Origin of the sequence: Massilia sp. CT11-108 (genome assembly GCF_047302915.1) — a bacterium.
GTDB lineage: Bacteria > Pseudomonadota > Gammaproteobacteria > Burkholderiales > Burkholderiaceae_D > Telluria > Telluria orientalis.
Window position 1 is genome coordinate 18,729 of record NZ_JBKYMO010000016.1, and the last position, 14,677, is coordinate 33,405.

At 65.5% G+C, this 14,677-nt stretch carries 17 protein-coding genes; 5 read left to right on the plus strand and 12 right to left on the minus strand.

Annotated features, from left to right (window positions below):
- The first annotated feature begins 2 nt into the window (after positions 1-2).
- Genes gmhB through ACEN88_RS03485 form a run of 3 tightly spaced genes read left to right on the plus strand, consistent with a single transcriptional unit; the run spans position 3 to position 2,307 of the window.
- Positions 3-560 (plus strand): D-glycero-beta-D-manno-heptose 1,7-bisphosphate 7-phosphatase, encoded by a 558-nt coding sequence (gmhB, locus tag ACEN88_RS03475; protein WP_413337408.1) that lies wholly within the window; start codon positions 3-5, stop codon positions 558-560.
- On the plus strand, positions 557-1,339 hold the full coding sequence (locus ACEN88_RS03480) for a lysophospholipid acyltransferase family protein (protein WP_413337409.1): 783 nt from the start codon (positions 557-559) through the stop codon (positions 1,337-1,339). The genes gmhB and ACEN88_RS03480 overlap by 4 nt, the downstream gene beginning before the upstream one ends.
- Positions 1,340-1,383: 44 nt before the next feature.
- Positions 1,384-2,307, plus strand: coding sequence for a M48 family metallopeptidase (locus tag ACEN88_RS03485; RefSeq protein ID WP_413337410.1), 924 nt, complete (start codon positions 1,384-1,386; stop codon positions 2,305-2,307).
- Positions 2,308-2,322: 15 nt separating this feature from the next.
- Here the strand turns inward: ACEN88_RS03485 and ACEN88_RS03490 are convergent, their stop codons facing one another.
- From ACEN88_RS03490 to ACEN88_RS03515, 6 genes are all read right to left on the minus strand, one after another.
- Positions 2,323-2,820 carry a YcxB family protein gene (locus ACEN88_RS03490; RefSeq protein WP_413337411.1) on the minus strand — a complete coding sequence of 166 codons (498 nt, stop codon included), beginning with the start codon at positions 2,818-2,820 and terminating at the stop codon, positions 2,323-2,325.
- A 103-nt stretch (positions 2,821-2,923) separates the two neighbouring features.
- The gene (waaA, locus tag ACEN88_RS03495; RefSeq protein ID WP_413337412.1) at positions 2,924-4,186 is read right to left on the minus strand and encodes a lipid IV(A) 3-deoxy-D-manno-octulosonic acid transferase; all 1,263 of its coding nucleotides are present in this window, start codon (positions 4,184-4,186) and stop codon (positions 2,924-2,926) included.
- Positions 4,186-5,157 (minus strand): lipopolysaccharide heptosyltransferase I, encoded by a 972-nt coding sequence (gene waaC / locus ACEN88_RS03500; protein WP_413337413.1) that lies wholly within the window; start codon positions 5,155-5,157, stop codon positions 4,186-4,188. Before waaC ends, waaA begins: the two co-directional genes overlap by 1 nt.
- A complete protein-coding gene (locus tag ACEN88_RS03505) occupies positions 5,157-6,539 on the minus strand; it encodes a phosphomannomutase/phosphoglucomutase (RefSeq protein ID WP_413337414.1) in 1,383 nt (460 codons plus the stop codon). The genes waaC and ACEN88_RS03505 overlap by 1 nt, the downstream gene beginning before the upstream one ends.
- A 198-nt stretch (positions 6,540-6,737) precedes the next feature.
- Positions 6,738-7,064 carry an H-NS family nucleoid-associated regulatory protein gene (locus ACEN88_RS03510; protein ID WP_056130024.1) on the minus strand — a complete coding sequence of 109 codons (327 nt, stop codon included), beginning with the start codon at positions 7,062-7,064 and terminating at the stop codon, positions 6,738-6,740.
- 86 nt (positions 7,065-7,150) lie between these two features.
- Positions 7,151-8,245, minus strand: a complete 1,095-nt coding sequence (locus ACEN88_RS03515; protein ID WP_413337415.1) for a glycosyltransferase family 4 protein — start codon at positions 8,243-8,245, stop codon at positions 7,151-7,153.
- Between the two features lie 232 nt (positions 8,246-8,477).
- Here ACEN88_RS03515 and ACEN88_RS03520 point away from each other — a divergent pair, with 232 nt between their 5' ends.
- Complete coding sequence (locus ACEN88_RS03520) at positions 8,478-9,323, plus strand: symmetrical bis(5'-nucleosyl)-tetraphosphatase (RefSeq protein WP_413337416.1); 846 nt, start codon at positions 8,478-8,480, stop codon at positions 9,321-9,323.
- 40 nt (positions 9,324-9,363) lie between these two features.
- Here ACEN88_RS03520 and ACEN88_RS03525 read toward each other — a convergent pair whose 3' ends face one another.
- Genes ACEN88_RS03525 through ACEN88_RS03550 form a run of 6 tightly spaced genes read right to left on the minus strand, consistent with a single transcriptional unit; the run spans position 9,364 to position 13,948 of the window.
- Positions 9,364-10,101, minus strand: a complete 738-nt coding sequence (locus ACEN88_RS03525) for a lysophospholipid acyltransferase family protein (protein ID WP_413337417.1) — start codon at positions 10,099-10,101, stop codon at positions 9,364-9,366.
- On the minus strand, positions 10,102-11,388 hold the full coding sequence (locus tag ACEN88_RS03530) for a dihydroorotase (protein ID WP_413337418.1): 1,287 nt from the start codon (positions 11,386-11,388) through the stop codon (positions 10,102-10,104).
- Positions 11,385-12,350, minus strand: coding sequence for an aspartate carbamoyltransferase catalytic subunit (locus tag ACEN88_RS03535; protein ID WP_413337419.1), 966 nt, complete (start codon positions 12,348-12,350; stop codon positions 11,385-11,387). The genes ACEN88_RS03530 and ACEN88_RS03535 overlap by 4 nt, the downstream gene beginning before the upstream one ends.
- Positions 12,343-12,879, minus strand: coding sequence for a bifunctional pyr operon transcriptional regulator/uracil phosphoribosyltransferase PyrR (gene pyrR / locus ACEN88_RS03540; RefSeq protein WP_413337420.1), 537 nt, complete (start codon positions 12,877-12,879; stop codon positions 12,343-12,345). The genes ACEN88_RS03535 and pyrR overlap by 8 nt, the downstream gene beginning before the upstream one ends.
- A complete protein-coding gene (gene ruvX, locus ACEN88_RS03545; RefSeq protein ID WP_025511860.1) occupies positions 12,863-13,258 on the minus strand; it encodes a Holliday junction resolvase RuvX in 396 nt (131 codons plus the stop codon). The genes pyrR and ruvX overlap by 17 nt, the downstream gene beginning before the upstream one ends.
- Before the next feature lie 33 nt (positions 13,259-13,291).
- A complete protein-coding gene (locus ACEN88_RS03550) occupies positions 13,292-13,948 on the minus strand; it encodes a YqgE/AlgH family protein (RefSeq protein ID WP_413337421.1) in 657 nt (218 codons plus the stop codon).
- Positions 13,949-14,126: 178 nt separating this feature from the next.
- Between ACEN88_RS03550 and ACEN88_RS03555 the strand changes: the two genes are divergently transcribed.
- A partial coding sequence (locus ACEN88_RS03555; protein WP_413337422.1) for a deoxyribodipyrimidine photo-lyase occupies positions 14,127-14,677 on the plus strand: 551 nt, incomplete at its 3' end.

A 14,677-nucleotide genomic window follows, 5' to 3' on the forward strand; every position in this document is an offset into this window, starting at 1 on the left:
CAATGAAGCTGATCATCCTCGACCGGGACGGGGTCATCAACCATGACTCCCCCGAGTTCATCAAGTCGCCCGCCGAGTGGATCCCGATCCCGGGGTCGCTCGAAGCGATCGCGCGCCTGAACCAGGCCGGCTACCGCGTCGTCATCGCGTCGAACCAGTCGGGCATCGCGCGCGAACTGTTCGACATCGCGACCCTGAACGCGATCCACCAGAAGATGCACGCGAGCGCCCAGCTGGTCGGCGCGGACATCGACGCGATCTTCTTCTGCCCGCACGCGGCCATCGACCACTGCGACTGCCGCAAGCCGAAGAACGGGATGTTCGAGGAGATCAGCAAGCGCTTCAAACTCAGCCTGAAAGGCGTGCCGACCGTCGGCGATTCGCTGCGCGACCTGCAGGCCGGCTTCATCAGCGGCTGCGTGCCCTACCTGGTCCTCACCGGCAAGGGCGAGAAGACCCGGGAGACGGGCGGCCTGCCGCCCGGCACGCAGGTCTTCCCCGACCTCGCCGCCATGGTCGATGCCTTCCTCAAAACCACGTCCGCGCCTGCAAACGCATGATCGTTACCACCGCCACCCCAGACCTGGAGACCACGCCTTTGCGTACCGCCGCCCTGTTCCTGCGTTCCCTGTTGTTCACGATCGTCATGATCGTCGCCACCGTCGTGTGGGCCTGCGTCTGCTTCCTGGCGGCGCCGCTCCCGTACAACAAGCGTTTCTGGGTCACGTCGCGCTGGAACGTCTTCATCATCTGGTGCGCCCGCGTCATCTGCGGCATCCGCTACCAGGTGAAGGGCTACGAGAACCTGCCGGAGCAGCCCGCGATCCTTCTGTCGAAGCACCAGTCGGCATGGGAGACCATCTTCATGCTGCCCAACATGAAGCGCCCGCTCGTCTACGTCTTCAAGAAGGAGATCCTCTACATCCCCTTCTTCGGCTGGGGCATGGCGCTGCTGCGCATGATCCCGATCGACCGCAACAAGGGCAAGCGCGCCTTTGCCCACGTCGTCAAGATCGGCAAGGCGCGCCTCGCCGACGGCCAGTCGATCATCATGTTCCCCGAAGGGACGCGCATCCCCGTGGGCCAGAAAGGACAGTACAAAAGCGGCGGGACGCGCCTCGCGATAGAAACTCGTGCGATGGTCGTGCCGATCGCGCATAATTCAGGTGAGTGCTGGCCCAAGAACTCGTTCATCAAGCGGCCGGGCCTCATCACCGTCTCGATCGGCAAGCCGATATCGCCGGAAAACCACACTGCTGACAGTCTGATGCAAGAGGTCGAAAATTGGATAGAATCGGAAATGCGCGTCATTTCGCCCCACGCCTATTCAGGTACTTGAACGAATTGGGCGCGCAGAACCAAGCATCATCGAAGCCGCCCACCATGACCTCCCCCAAGATCGACGCGAACCAGCAGGAGCTGTTTGCCCAGGAACTCGTCGCGGCGCTCAAGCCCTCGCCCACACCCGCGCCCACGCCGGCGGCCAGACCCGTGCCGCCGGCCCCGCTGTTCAAGGCACCGCCGGTGCCGACCCGCACCTTACCCATCCCGCCCGTCGGTCCGAACGACCCGCCGCTGCGCAAGATCCAGCTCGGATCGCACACCGTGCACTACGTCCTGCGCCGCTCCGCGCGCCGCTCGCACGGCTTCATGGTCTGCGACGACGGCCTGTTCGTGACGTCGCCGAACCGCGCGCCGCTGGACGACATCGAGCGCGCCATCCGCGCCAAGCAGCGCTGGATCCTCACCAAGCTGTTCGAACGGGGCGAGCGCCGCGCGCTGCGCGCCGAACGTCCGCCCGTGGATTGGGTCGACGGCGCGCAACTGCCCTACCTCGGCACCGACATCACGTTGCGGCTGGAGCCGGCCGCGCGCAGCCACTGCGTCCACGATGCCGATACGCGCACCCTGCACCTCGGCGTGACGCCGGGACTGGAGACGTGGCAGATCCGCGAGCGCGTGAAGCTGTGGTTCCAGGACGAGGCGAAGCGGATCTTCGGCGAACGCCTCAACCTGTACGCGCCGCGCGTGGGCGTGACGTACAACGCGTTCGCGATCTCGTCGGCCGGCACGCGCTGGGGCTCGTGCACGGTGGCCGGGAACATCCGGCTGAACTGGAAGCTGGTGCACTATCCGCTCGCGCTGCTGGACTACGTGGTCGTGCACGAACTGGCGCACCTGCGCGAGATGAACCACAGCCCGGCCTTCTGGGCCGTCGTGGGCGAGGTGTTTCCGGATTATGACGGCGCCAAGGCGGCGCTCAAGAAGCGGTCGGTGGAGATGCCGGTGCTGTTCCCGGACGAGTGACCACCGACCTTGCTATCACGAGGCGCGGAACTGCAATTCGCCCGCCGCACGCGCCTCGACGATCCCGCGCATCGCGCTGACCTCGTCCTTGTTCAGGCACCGGAACGGAATGGGCAGGGTGCCCCGCTTCAGGATCATCATGAAGCCGCTCGAATACGTGCGGATGCGCTCCACGTCGCTCCAGTCGATCAGGCTCACGCCCGTGTCGCTGGTGCGCACGATGCCGTGCTGGTCGATCTGGAATTCGTAGGTGCGCTTCCCGCGCTGCAGCAGCACGAAGTGCGTGGCCGCCGACAGCGTGCTTTTCAGACGCAAATAGACGCCCATCGGCCAGCGGATATGGCGGCGCCGGATCAGGTAACCGCCATGCTCCCACATGAAGCGCACGTACTCGGCGAACGAGTAACGCACCCAGAAATGAAGACGGTAACGTTCTGCCGGCGGATGCACGACCGGGATCGTGGCTGCCGGCATCGCGTCGGCACCGAGATCCGCGGCGTCAGGCTGGTCCAAAAGCGCGGCCCCGCCATCCGAGTGGCCGGCCGCTCGCGAGCGATTTGACCACAACATGTGCATCCCCTTTCGTTTTCTAATCTAAAGAGAATGGTAACAAAAGCTAAGCGATAATTTGTTGCAAGAGTTCAACAGTGCGCACTGTTGCGCCGCGATGGCGGGCCGCGAAAGCCTGGGCGTGGGCGCCCATGGCGGCGCGGCGGTCGTCGTCATCGAGCAGGCCGGCGGCCGCGCGCAGCAACGCCGACGCATCGGGCAGGCGCAGCGCGGCGCCCGCGGCGACGGCTTCCTCGGTCGCCTGAAGGAAGTTGAAGGTGTGTTCGCCGACCAGCACCGGACGTCCCAGCGCGCACGCTTCGATCAGGTTCTGGCCGCCCAGCGGCAGCAGGCTGCCGCCGATGAAGGCGCAGTCGCATGCGGCGTAATAGGCGAACATCTCGCCCATCGAATCGCCCAGCAGCACGTCGGTGTCCACGTGTTCCGGCAGTCTTGATCGACGTGCGAGGCTCAATCCGCGTTCCTCGACCATGCGCGCCACCTCGTCGAAGCGCTGCGGATGACGGGGCACCAGCACGAGCAGCATGTTCGCCGGGCGCTGGTCCAGGGTCTTGTACGCGTCGAGGATGAGGGCCTCTTCGCCTTCGCGGGTGGACGCGCACAGCAGCACGGGGCGGTCCGCGAAGCGCGCGCGCAGCATCGCGCCCGTGTCCAGCGCGGCCTGCGGTGGCACGACGTCGAACTTGATGCTGCCCGTGACGGCGACCTTCGGGGCGCCCAGCGACGCGATGCGTTCGGCGTCCGCATCCGTCTGCGCGGCCACCAGCGTGATCGCGCGGGCCGCATCCGTCATCGGCGTGCCGATCTTGCGGCCGCGGCGCAGCGATTTTTCGGACAGGCGCGCATTCACGAGCGCCACCGGCACGCCGTGTCGCGCGCAGCCGTGGATCAGGTTCGGCCACACTTCCGTCTCCATCAGGATGCAGATCGCGGGCTCGAAATGGCGCAGGAAGCGGCCGACCATGAAGCCGGTGTCGTACGGGAGGAACGACTGGATCACGCGGTCGCCATGCTTGCCGAACAACGCTTTGCCCGTGGCGCGGCCGGTGGGCGTCATGTGCGTGAGCAGGATGCGCGCGTCGGGGCGCGCGGCCAGCAGGGCCTCGATCAGGGGCTCGGCAGCGCGCGTCTCGCCGACGGAAACGGCGTGCACCATGATGGTCTGACGCTTTTCAGGTCTCCTGCCGTAGAAACCGAGGCGCTCGCCCAAATGCGTGCGGTAGCCGGGTTCACGGCGCCCACGCCACCACAGGCGGCCCAGCACGAGCGGCAGCGCCAGCCACCACATCAGCGAATACAGCACGCGCATCAGCGGCTCTCCAGCAGGCGCCGCGCGGCCGCCACGACCTCGTCGACCGACGGCGGCGTACCGGTGTCGCCCAGGTTGACGATGCGCGGCGACCAGTTGCCCTCGGTCTTCCAGCGCGGCGAATCGGCATAGATCTCGACCGTCGGCCGCACGAAGGCGGCGGCGATGTGCGTGAGGCCCGTGTCGACGCCGACGGCCAGGGCCGCGTGGCGCGCCAGCCCCACCGCATCCATCATCGACAGTTTCGGCAGCACGCGCGCGTTCGGCAGCGCGGCCGCCAGGCGCTCGGCCTCTTCCTTCTCGCGGGGCGAGCCCCACGGCAGCAGGATCGTCATCGGCGCGAGCGCCTGGCCAAGCGCGATCCAGTGCGCCGTCGGCCATTTTTTCGCGTCGCGCGCGGTCCCGTGGAAGAACACGGCGTAGTCGTCCGGCGGCATCCACGCGGGACGTGCGCTTTTTTCGGGTGCCGGCAGGCCGAAATCGGGCGGCGTGTCGACGGCATAGCCGAGCGCCGCGGCCACGACCTGGCGTCCGCGCGCCACCGCATGCGTTCGCGGCTCGACGGCGATGCTGCGGCTGTGGAAGATGCGCGAGACGCCTTCGTAGCCCGAATCCTCGGTGCCGTTGGCCAGGCCGATCTTCTGGCTGCCGCGGGCACAGGCCATCACGATGCCCGTCTTGATCAGGCCCTGCGTGTCGAACACGTAGTCGTACTGCTCGGCGCGCAGGTCGCGGAAAAAGCCGCGCAGCTCCGCGCGCACGGCCGCCTGGCCGAGTCCCTTGCGCCAGCGCCGCAGCGCGAACGGGATCACCTTGCGCACGTACGGGTTGAGCTTCACGAGGCTGACGTAGCCCTCTTCCACCACCCAGTCGACCTGGGCATCCGGAAAGTGGCGCCGGATGTCGGCCACGATCGGGAGATTGTGCAGGACGTCGCCCAGCGACGACACCCGCACCAGCAGGATCTTCATCAGAACGGCAGCTTGGCGTTTGGCTTGGCGGCCAGGATCACACGCGCAAAATCACGCTGAATGCGCTCAAGAGCTTCCGGATTCTCGCCCTCGAAACGCAGCACGACGACGGGCGTCGTGTTCGAGCCGCGCGCCAGGCCGAAGCCGTCCGGGTATTCCACGCGCAGGCCGTCGATGTCGACGATTCGGTCCGCGCCCGGGAATTCCGCTTCGGCGCGCAGCTTGTCGATCAGCGCGAAGTTCTCGCCTTCCTGCAGGTGCAGGTGCAGCTCGGGCGTGCTGGACGCGATCAGCAGGCCGTTGAGGAGCGCCGACGGGTCGGTTTCGCGCGTGAGGATCTCGAGCAGGCGCGCGCCCGTGTACAGGCCATCGTCGAAGCCGTACCAGCGGTCCTTCCAGAAGATATGGCCGCTCATCTCGCCGCCCAGCGGCGCGCCCGTTTCCTTCAGCTTGGCCTTGACGAGCGAGTGGCCCGTCTTCCACATCAGCGGACGGCCGCCGTGCTGCTCGATCCACGGACCCAGGTGGCGCGTGCACTTCACGTCGTACAGGATCTCGGCGCCCGGATTGCGCGACAGGACGTCCTGCGAGAACAGCATCATCTGGCGGTCCGGGAAGATGATCTGGCCATCCTTCGTGACGACGCCCAGGCGGTCGCCGTCGCCATCGAACGCGAGGCCGATCTCGGCGTCCGTCGTCTTCAGGCATTCGATCAGGTCCTGCAGGTTTTCCGGGTGCGCCGGATCCGGGTGGTGGTTCGGGAAGTGGCCGTCCACGTCGCAGAACAGTTCGATCACGTCGCAGCCCATCGCGCGGAACAGGTCGCCGGCGACCATGCCGGCCACGCCGTTGCCGCAGTCGACCGCGATCTTGATCGGACGCGCGATCTTGACGTCGCCGACGATGCGTTCGACGTAGGCGGCCTTGATGTCGTGCGTCGAGTAATTACCTTGCTGCGCGGCCGGCTGGAAGTCGTCGCGTTCGATGGCCTGGTACAAAGCCTGGATGGCGTCGCCGTAGATCGCCTCGCCGGCCAGCACCATCTTGAAGCCGTTGTAGTCCGGCGGGTTGTGGCTGCCGGTGACCATGATGCCCGAGCGCGCACCCAGCACGTTGGTGGCGAAATACACCATCGGCGTGGCGACCATGCCCAGGTCGACGACATCCACGCCGGCGGCCTGCAGGCCTTCGGCCAGCGCCTTGGCCAGCTCCGGGCCGGACAGGCGGCCGTCGCGGCCGATGATCACGGTGCGTTCTCCCTTGGCCAGCGCGGCGGCGCCGAACGCCTGGCCGATGCGGCGTGCGATCCCCGCATCGAGCGTGCTGCCGATGACGCCGCGGATGTCATAAGCCTTGAAGATCGTTTTCGAGAGAGAAACCATGGATTATCTACCTTGCTGGACGGGGCAACGGAATGCACGCGCACGGGCATTCCGAACGCCGGTTGGGTCGGGATTGGAAAAAAGGGATATTGTAACGGCAAGCCGGGCCGCCGGGGCCGGATTACCGGTGTACTGGATGCGCAAACAAGCGCGATGAGGCGCACAGAACGTGCGCACTCGGAACGATATGAAACGGAATCAGACGCGCAGTTTGTCCATCGATTTACCGCCTTCGACCCATTCCTTGACCCATTTCGGCTGGCGGCCGCGACCGGTCCACTGTTGCGAGGCATTGTCCGGATTGCGATAACGGACGGCGACGGAACCGGCATTCGCACCCGCCGATTTGCCGCCACGGCCGCTGGCGCTGATCAGGTCTTTCAAAGGTACGCCGACGCTCTGTGCGATGGCCATGATCTGTTCACGCGCCTTTTGCACTTCCTGCACCTCGCGTTTTTTCATTTCCTGCTTGATCTGCTCCTGCAGGTTGCGCAAATCGCCCAAGGACAAATTAGACAGATCCATCTTGATTCCTTATATGTAGAGTCTAGGTGTAAGGGATTTTATCGAATAATCACCAATGCTCGCAATATACTACAACTGAAATTTCTTCAGTGTTTTTTGTGCCAAATCAGCCAGCGCGGCGACTTGAATCTCACGATACGCGCGTACAACCATACGTAGCTGATAATGAACAACAGACAGAAGAATATCAAAATTCCCGTATTTTGCGAGAACACGGTTGCGGGGATAACGGCAGTGAGGGAAAACAGCCACAGGTATGGCGAAGTACGCGCATTCCTTTTCATCAGCGCGCGGGCTTCTTTGCGACCGACGGTCCATTGCACGATACGCCGGAAGATCAGGCTGTGCAGGTGGATTCCATCTGGCATGGTAGGAGATTTCCCACGCACAAACATTCGGCGGTAAACGGAAAATATGGTTTCGAATGCCGGATAAATCAGCAGCAAGACGGCATACCACGTCGATACCTGGGGATTGCGCATCACGAGCAGCAGGGCCAGTTCGCCCAGCATGAATCCGATGAAATAAGCGCCGCCGTCGCCGAGGAAGATGAGGCCGACGGGATAATTCCAGACGAGGAAACCGGCCGTTGCACCCGCGACCGTCAGCGCGGACACCAGCACGAACATGTCGCCCACCTGCCAGCCCACGTAAGCGAGCGACAACAGCATGAAGATCGTGACGACGCTGGCCAGGCCATTGAACCCGTCGATGATATTCACCGCGTTCGCAATGCCCGCAACGGCCAGTACGGTCAGCGGCAATATCAGCCACAGCGAATCGAGGTTCCAGCTCACGAAAGGCATATCGAGACGCGCGATTTTCGCGTCCAGCACGAGATAGCCGAGGAACGCGGCGACCATCGTCAATATCAGGCGGCGCGACGGACGCACCTTCCCCGTATAGTCCTCGACGATACCGCCGGCGAATGCGATCCCCGAACATCCCAGCAGCGAGACCAGCCAATAACCGAGGCCGGGCACCCGCCATACGGAAATGCCGGCGGTCAGGGCCACCGCGAGGAAGATCGGCAATCCGCCAATCCGCGCCACCGCATGCAGATGGACCTTCTGCACGCCGTCGAAATTATTGTCGAGAGCGGGGCCGTGCAATTTCGAATGCTTGACGACGAGGAGCGTCAGCAGCGCGGACACGACAAAACTTACGATGAAGGAAAACATTTTATTATTTTTTAAATGCAATCGTGCGGGATTGTACCGGAATAGTCGCTGGCAAACCGGACGTCGGCAGTGTGCGCGCGCAGACCGTCGCCCGATCGAGGAATTACGAAATACCGGAACTTTGACTGAGGGGCAAGACAATTTACAATCGGTAATTCCGTCGGCTGGGGCCGCCGTACGAAACCCGGAAGAATCGATTAGTATCGATCCTGCAAAATCGAATGTGAGCGAGATGAAAACCTATGTAATCGGCGACCTGCAAGGGTGCGCCCATGAAGCCGGCCTGCTGCTGGATCGAATCGACGCGACGGCGGGACCAGGTACGCGCATCCTGTTCGTCGGCGACCTGATCAACCGCGGCCCCGATTCGCTGGGCGCGCTGCGCCGCATGAAGGCGCTGGCGGAAACGAGCGATGGCCGTGTCGACGCCCTGCTCGGCAACCACGACCTGCACCTGCTGGCCGTGGCCGTCGGCGTCCAGAAAATGAGCCGGTCCGATACGCTGGACGAGATCCTCGCCGCGCCCGACCGCGATGCATTGATCGACTGGCTGCGCCGCCGCCCGCTCGCCATGTTCGTCGATGCCCACCTGCTGGTACATGCCGGTGTGGCGCCGCAGTGGACGGCCGCGCAGACGATGGCGCTGGCGGCGGAAGTCGAGGCTGTCCTGCGCGGCGACGATTGGATCGGCTTCCTCGGCCAGATGTACGGCAACGAGCCGGACCGCTGGGACGACGGCCTGACGGGCATCGCCCGCCTGCGCTGCATCGTCAACGCGCTCACGCGCATGCGCCTGTGCTGGCCGGACGGCCGCATGGATTTCCATCACAAGGAAAGCGACAAGGGGCCGGAAGGCACGGACCTGCAGCCCTGGTTCGACCTGCCCAACCGCCGCACGCTCGATGTCACCGTCGTGTTCGGACACTGGTCGGCGCTCGGGCTCGTGCTGCGGCCGAATCTCGTGGGGCTGGACAGCGGCTGCGTGTGGGGTGGCAAGCTGACGGCCGTGTGCCTGGATGACCGGTCGCTGTTGCAGGTGGATTGTCCCGAGTATCGGGAGCACGGCGGGAAAAGATAAGGTTCGTCGTTCCCGACTGCGCGGGAACGACTACGACGACTCAGCGCCCCTGCCCCAGCGCCCCCGCGATCGCATCATGCGCCGCCTGCGCCAGTTCGCGCCGGTGCGCGCCCGCCGCCGGGATCGGCGCCAGGCAGGCCAGCCGCGCGACGATCGGCTCGCCTTTCATGATGCGCACGATGCTGTCGACGAACGTCGTCTCGCCCGTGTAGTCGACGGCCGGATGCCACGCGCCGAACGCATCGACGTAAGCCAGCGCAACCGGCTGCACGGGCACCGCGGCATCGATGGCGGCTTCGAACAGATTCGCGTGGAACGGCAGCACCGTGCCCTGGCTGGCCGTCGTCCCCTCCGGGAAGAACGCCACGCGGCGGCGCTGGCCGAGGGCCTCCACGAGGCCCTTGAAGATGTGGCGCAGGTCGCGCCGGTTGCCGCGCGCGATGAACACCGTGCCCGCCTGCGCGACGAGCCAGCCGACGACGGGCCAGGCGCGGATCTCGGCCTTGGCCACGAAGCGGCAAGGGTGCACGGCATTGATGACGAAGATGTCGAGCCACGAGATGTGGTTCGCGACGATGAGCGCGTGCGCCAGCGAGTCCTCGCCCGGCACGCGCTCGAGGCGCACGCGGCAGATGCCCAGCAGGCGCGCCGACCAGCGCTGGATCAGGCGCTCGCGCAGGGCATCGCCCACCCACGGGAACACGAGGGCGCAGGTGGCCAGGCCCTGGACGAGGTGGAGGACGAGGCGCGCGAGGCGCCACGCAAGCCGGATCTTCAATCAGCGTTCGAACGCGACGTGGCCGGCGACGATCGTCGCCTTCACCTGGCCCGCCAGTTCGTAGCCGAGGAACGGCGTGTGCTTGCCCTGGCTCGCGAGGGCGGCCGCGTTGACGGTCCAGCGCGTGTCCGGATCGAACAGCACGACGTCCGCGCTTGCGCCCTGTGCCAGCGTGCCGGCGGACAGGCCCGCCATGCGTGCCGGATCGCTCGTGATCTTCGCCAGCGCCGTCGACAACGCTTTCGCGTCGTTGCCCTGCTCCGCCGCCCATTTCAGCATCAGCGCCAGCAGCAGTTCCAGGCCGGTGGCGCCGGGCGACGCCTCGGCGAACGGCAGCAGCTTCTCGTCGTCGTCGACCGGGGTGTGGTCCGAGCAGACGGCGTCCACGGTGCCGTCCTGGACGGCCGCGCGGATCGCGTCGCGGTCGCGCTGGCTGCGCAGCGGCGGCGTGAGGCGCGCGTTGGAATCGAAGAAGCCGATGTCGGCATCCGTCATGTGCAGGTGGTGCACGCCGACGTCGCACGTGACCGGCAAGCCTTCCTTCTTGGCGGCGCGGATCAGGTCCAGCGCGGCGGCGGACGAGATGCGGCACAGGTGCACGCGCGCACCGGAGGCGCGCATCAGCTCGAAGATCGTGTGCAGCGCGATCGTCTCGGACATCACCGGCACGCCGGACAGGCCCAGGCGCGACGCCAGCGGGCCGCTGTGGGCGATGCCGCCGCGGCCGATGAACGGGTCCTGCGGGCGCAGCCACACGGTGTAGCCGAACGTCTTCGCGTACTGCATGGCGCGCAGCAGCACGGTGGTGTCCGTGATCGGTTCCTCGGCCTGCGCGAAGCCGATGCAGCCGGCTTCCGTCAGCTCGGCCATCTCGGTCAGCGCCTTGCCCTTCAAACCGACCGTCAGCGCGCCCAGCGGATGCACGTTGGCCTGGTTCAGCAGGCGCGCGCGGTGCTTGAGCATTTCGACGAGACCTGGCTCGTCCAGCACGGGGTCGGTGTCGGGCGGGCACACGAGCGTCGTCACGCCGCCCTGCACCGCGGCCTGCATTTCCGATTCCAGCGTGGCCTTGTATTCGTAGCCCGGTTCGCGCAGGCGGGCGGAGAGGTCGACGAGGCCCGGCGCGACGACGAGGCCCGCGGCGTCGATCGTGCGCGCGGCCGTGAAGCCCGCGGGGGCGTTGCCGATGCCGGCGACCTTGCCGTCGGCGATGTACAGGTCCTGGACGGCGTCGAGGCCGGCCGCCGGGTCGATCAGGCGCCCGTTCTTGATATGTAAATTCGTCATGCGTGACTTCCAGCCAAAATACTCATAACCGCCATGCGGACCGCGATACCGAAGGTGACCTGGGGCAGGATGACGGCCTGGGCGCCGTCCGCCACGGCCGAGTCGATCTCCACGCCGCGGTTCATCGGGCCCGGGTGCATCACGATGGCGTCCGGTTTCGCGAGCGCCAGGCGCTCCGGCGTCAGGCCGTAGCTCTTGAAATACTCGCCGGCCGACGGCAGCAGCGCGCCCGACATGCGCTCGTTCTGCAGGCGCAGCATGATGATCACGTCGACGTCCTTCAGGCCCTCGTCCATGTTCGTGAACACGCGCACGCCCATCTGGTCCAGGCCACCCGGCAGCAGCGTGTGCGGGCCGATGGCGCGCACTTCCGGCACGCCCAGCGTCGTCAGCGCGTGGATGTCCGAACGGGCCACGCGGCTGTGCAGGATGTCGCCGACGATGGCCACGCGCAGGTTCGTGAAATCCTTCTTGTAGTGGCGGATCGTGTACATGTCGAGCAGGCCCTGCGTCGGGTGCGCGTGGCGGCCGTCGCCCGCGTTCACCACGTGCACGTGGTTCTGCTTCGTATCGTTCAGGTGCTTGGCGATCAGGTACGGCGCGCCCGACTGCGCGTGGCGCACGACGAACATGTCGGCGTGCATGGCCGACAGGTTGTCGATCGTGTCCAGCAGCGATTCGCCCTTGCTCGTCGACGAGGCGGCGATGTTCAGGTTGATGACGTCGGCCGACAGGCGCTTCGACGCGATCTCGAAGGTCGTGCGCGTGCGCGTCGAATTTTCGAAGAACAGGTTGAAGACGCTTTTCCCGCGCATCAGCGGCACCTTCTTGACCTCGCGGTCGGAGATGCTCACGAAGCTCGAGGCGGTGTCGAGGATGTGGTTGATGATGGCCTTGGGCAGTCCCTCGATGGTAAGGAGGTGCTGCAGTTCGCCGTTCTTGTTCAGTTGCGGGTTATGCATTGTCGTCTTCGATCGTGAGCGAAAGTTGGCCGTTTGCTGCGCGGGCCAGCGCGAGCGAGCGGCCAGGGGCAAGCTGTGCGTGCGCGCCGACGAAATCGGCCGCCACCGGCAGTTCGCGGCCGCCGCGGTCCGCCAGCGCGGCCAGCATGATACGCTGCGGACGGCCAAAGTCGAACAGCACGTTGATGGCAGCGCGCACCGTGCGGCCGGTGTACAGCACGTCGTCGACGAGCACGATGGTCGCGCCGTCGACGTTGAATTCGATCCGGGTCGGCTTCACGTCCGGATGCAGGCCCTTGCGGGCATAGTCGTCGCGGTAGAACGAGACGTCGATGAAGCCCAGGCGGGATTGCAGGCCCAGGTCGGCCGCGAGACGTTCCGCGAGCCAGGCGCCGCCCGAGTGGATGCCGACGATGGCGACATCGGGCACGCCCGTAAGACCCGCGCGCACCTGCGCGAGCAGGTCGCGGTACAGGGCCTCGGCATCGAAGTTGTCTGTCCTGTCCGCGTCGTTAATATGAGTTGGCATGATCGTCAAAGTATTGTTGCAAAATGATGGCGGCGGCCTTGGCGTCGATGATCTCGCCGCGCTTGGCGGGAATGACGGCCGACGAGTAGCGCTCGTCGACGAGTTCGACGGGCAGGTTGAAGCGGCCGTTCAGTTGATTCGCGAAGCGGCGCGCGCGCAGGGTCATGTCGTGCTCCGCGCCGTCCGGATGGCGCGGCTCGCCCACGACGAGGCGCGCGGGGCGCCATTGTTCGATCAGGTCGCCGATGACCTTGAAGCGGGTCGCATTGTCGACCGCCTTGATGACGGACAGCGGTTGCGCCTGTCCCGTCAGGGTATTCCCCATGGCGATGCCGATGCGCTTGATGCCGAAGTCGAAGCCTAGAACGATGTCGACCATTACCTGCGTCGGCTCCGGGTTGTGCCCCAACGATCAAGCATGACCGGCCTCGGAAGCCAGCATGAGGGGATCGATCCCCAGCAGCTTGATGGCCGCGTTGTAGCGCTCCTCGATCGGCAGGTCGAACAGCACGCGCGCGTCGGCGCTCACCGTGAGCCAGCCGTTGCGGGCAATCTCTTCTTCCAGCTGGCCCGGACTCCACCCTGCATAGCCGATCGAGACGAGCATGCGGCGCGGGCCGGTGCCGTTGGCGACGGCTTCCAGTACGTCGATCGACGTCGTGAACGCGACGTCGTCGGTGACGCTCAGCGACGACGAATAGCGGCCGCCGGGCGAATGCAGCACGAAGCCGCGGTCGTCCTGGACCGGACCGCCGAACATGATCGGCGCGTCCTCGACGCTGGCGCGCAGACCTTCCGCCACTTTCAGGTCGATGCGGTCAAACAGCACGTCCATGGTCATGTCGGTGGGCTTGTTGATGACGACGCCGAGCACGCCCTTCTCGTTGTGCTCGCAGATATACACGACAGCGCCGCCGAAGATCGGGTCATTCATGGACGGCATGGCAATCAGGAAATGATTAGCCAGGTTCAGCTGGGACGTGGATGCGCACAACGTGCCGAGGAGAGGCGTATCTTCCTGGGGCATCCCGGGCATGGTTAGAGGCTTGCCGACCTTACTTTTTTTCATGCTCATACTCTCTGTTGGCTCACTCTCCGGGTTTACCGCGGTACCTGAAGCTGAAAAGCTGGACTTTTCGCTAGTTTACACCGAATTGCCCGACCGGCCACGGAAGCCGCTCGGCGGGGCAAACCTGAGAGATGGTAGACAGTAAAATTTTGGACTGCATTGACTCAACACACAGAAGATGACTCTGAGAAACTCGCTAGTCTGGTTCCGGCGCGATTTGCGCGTGGACGACCATGCCGCGCTGCATCACGCCCTGCTCTCCTCACGCCGGGTGGTTGGCGTGTTCGTGTTCGATACGGACATCCTGGCCGGCCTGCCGTCCGACGACCGGCGCGTTCAATTTCTGCTCGACAGCGTGCGCGAGCTGGATGCGCGCCTGCATGCAATGGGAGGTTATCTCATCGTGCGGCACGGGCGCGCCACGCAGGTGATTCCGGAATTGGCCGACGCGCTCGACGCGGAATCCGTATTTACCAACCGCGATGTCGAACCGCAGGCCATCGCCCGCGACCGCGCGGTGCAGGATGCCCTGCGCGCGGCCGGCCGCAGCCTGCAGACGTTCAAGGATCAAGTCATCTTCGAACAGGATGAAGTATTGACGCTGGCCGGCGGCCCCTATTCGGTTTTTACGCCGTACAAGAACGCGTGGCTGAAACGCCTCGCGCGCGAGCCGGAGGCGCTGCGGCCGTACGAGACGGCACCGCACGCGGGCGCGCTCGCGCCCCCGCC

Excerpts from the sequence above, each read along its gene's own strand:
- ACEN88_RS03550 (WP_413337421.1), bottom strand. The coding sequence starts at position 13,948 with ATGAAAAAAAGTAAGGTCGGCAAGCCTCTAACCATGCCCGGGATGCCC.
- waaC (WP_413337413.1), bottom strand. The coding sequence starts at position 5,157 with ATGAAGATCCTGCTGGTGCGGGTGTCGTCGCTGGGCGACGTCCTGCAC.
- ACEN88_RS03480 (WP_413337409.1), top strand. The coding sequence starts at position 557 with ATGATCGTTACCACCGCCACCCCAGACCTGGAGACCACGCCTTTGCGT.
- gmhB (WP_413337408.1), top strand. The coding sequence starts at position 3 with ATGAAGCTGATCATCCTCGACCGGGACGGGGTCATCAACCATGACTCC.
- waaA (WP_413337412.1), bottom strand. The coding sequence starts at position 4,186 with ATGCGCGTGCTGTATTCGCTGATGTGGTGGCTGGCGCTGCCGCTCGTG.
- ACEN88_RS03510 (WP_056130024.1), bottom strand. The coding sequence starts at position 7,064 with ATGGATCTGTCTAATTTGTCCTTGGGCGATTTGCGCAACCTGCAGGAG.
- pyrR (WP_413337420.1), bottom strand. The coding sequence starts at position 12,879 with ATGCCAACTCATATTAACGACGCGGACAGGACAGACAACTTCGATGCC.
- ACEN88_RS03520 (WP_413337416.1), top strand. The coding sequence starts at position 8,478 with ATGAAAACCTATGTAATCGGCGACCTGCAAGGGTGCGCCCATGAAGCC.
- ACEN88_RS03505 (WP_413337414.1), bottom strand. The coding sequence starts at position 6,539 with ATGGTTTCTCTCTCGAAAACGATCTTCAAGGCTTATGACATCCGCGGC.
- ruvX (WP_025511860.1), bottom strand. The coding sequence starts at position 13,258 with ATGGTCGACATCGTTCTAGGCTTCGACTTCGGCATCAAGCGCATCGGC.
- ACEN88_RS03535 (WP_413337419.1), bottom strand. The coding sequence starts at position 12,350 with ATGCATAACCCGCAACTGAACAAGAACGGCGAACTGCAGCACCTCCTT.
- ACEN88_RS03515 (WP_413337415.1), bottom strand. The coding sequence starts at position 8,245 with ATGTTTTCCTTCATCGTAAGTTTTGTCGTGTCCGCGCTGCTGACGCTC.
- ACEN88_RS03530 (WP_413337418.1), bottom strand. The coding sequence starts at position 11,388 with ATGACGAATTTACATATCAAGAACGGGCGCCTGATCGACCCGGCGGCC.
- ACEN88_RS03485 (WP_413337410.1), top strand. The coding sequence starts at position 1,384 with ATGACCTCCCCCAAGATCGACGCGAACCAGCAGGAGCTGTTTGCCCAG.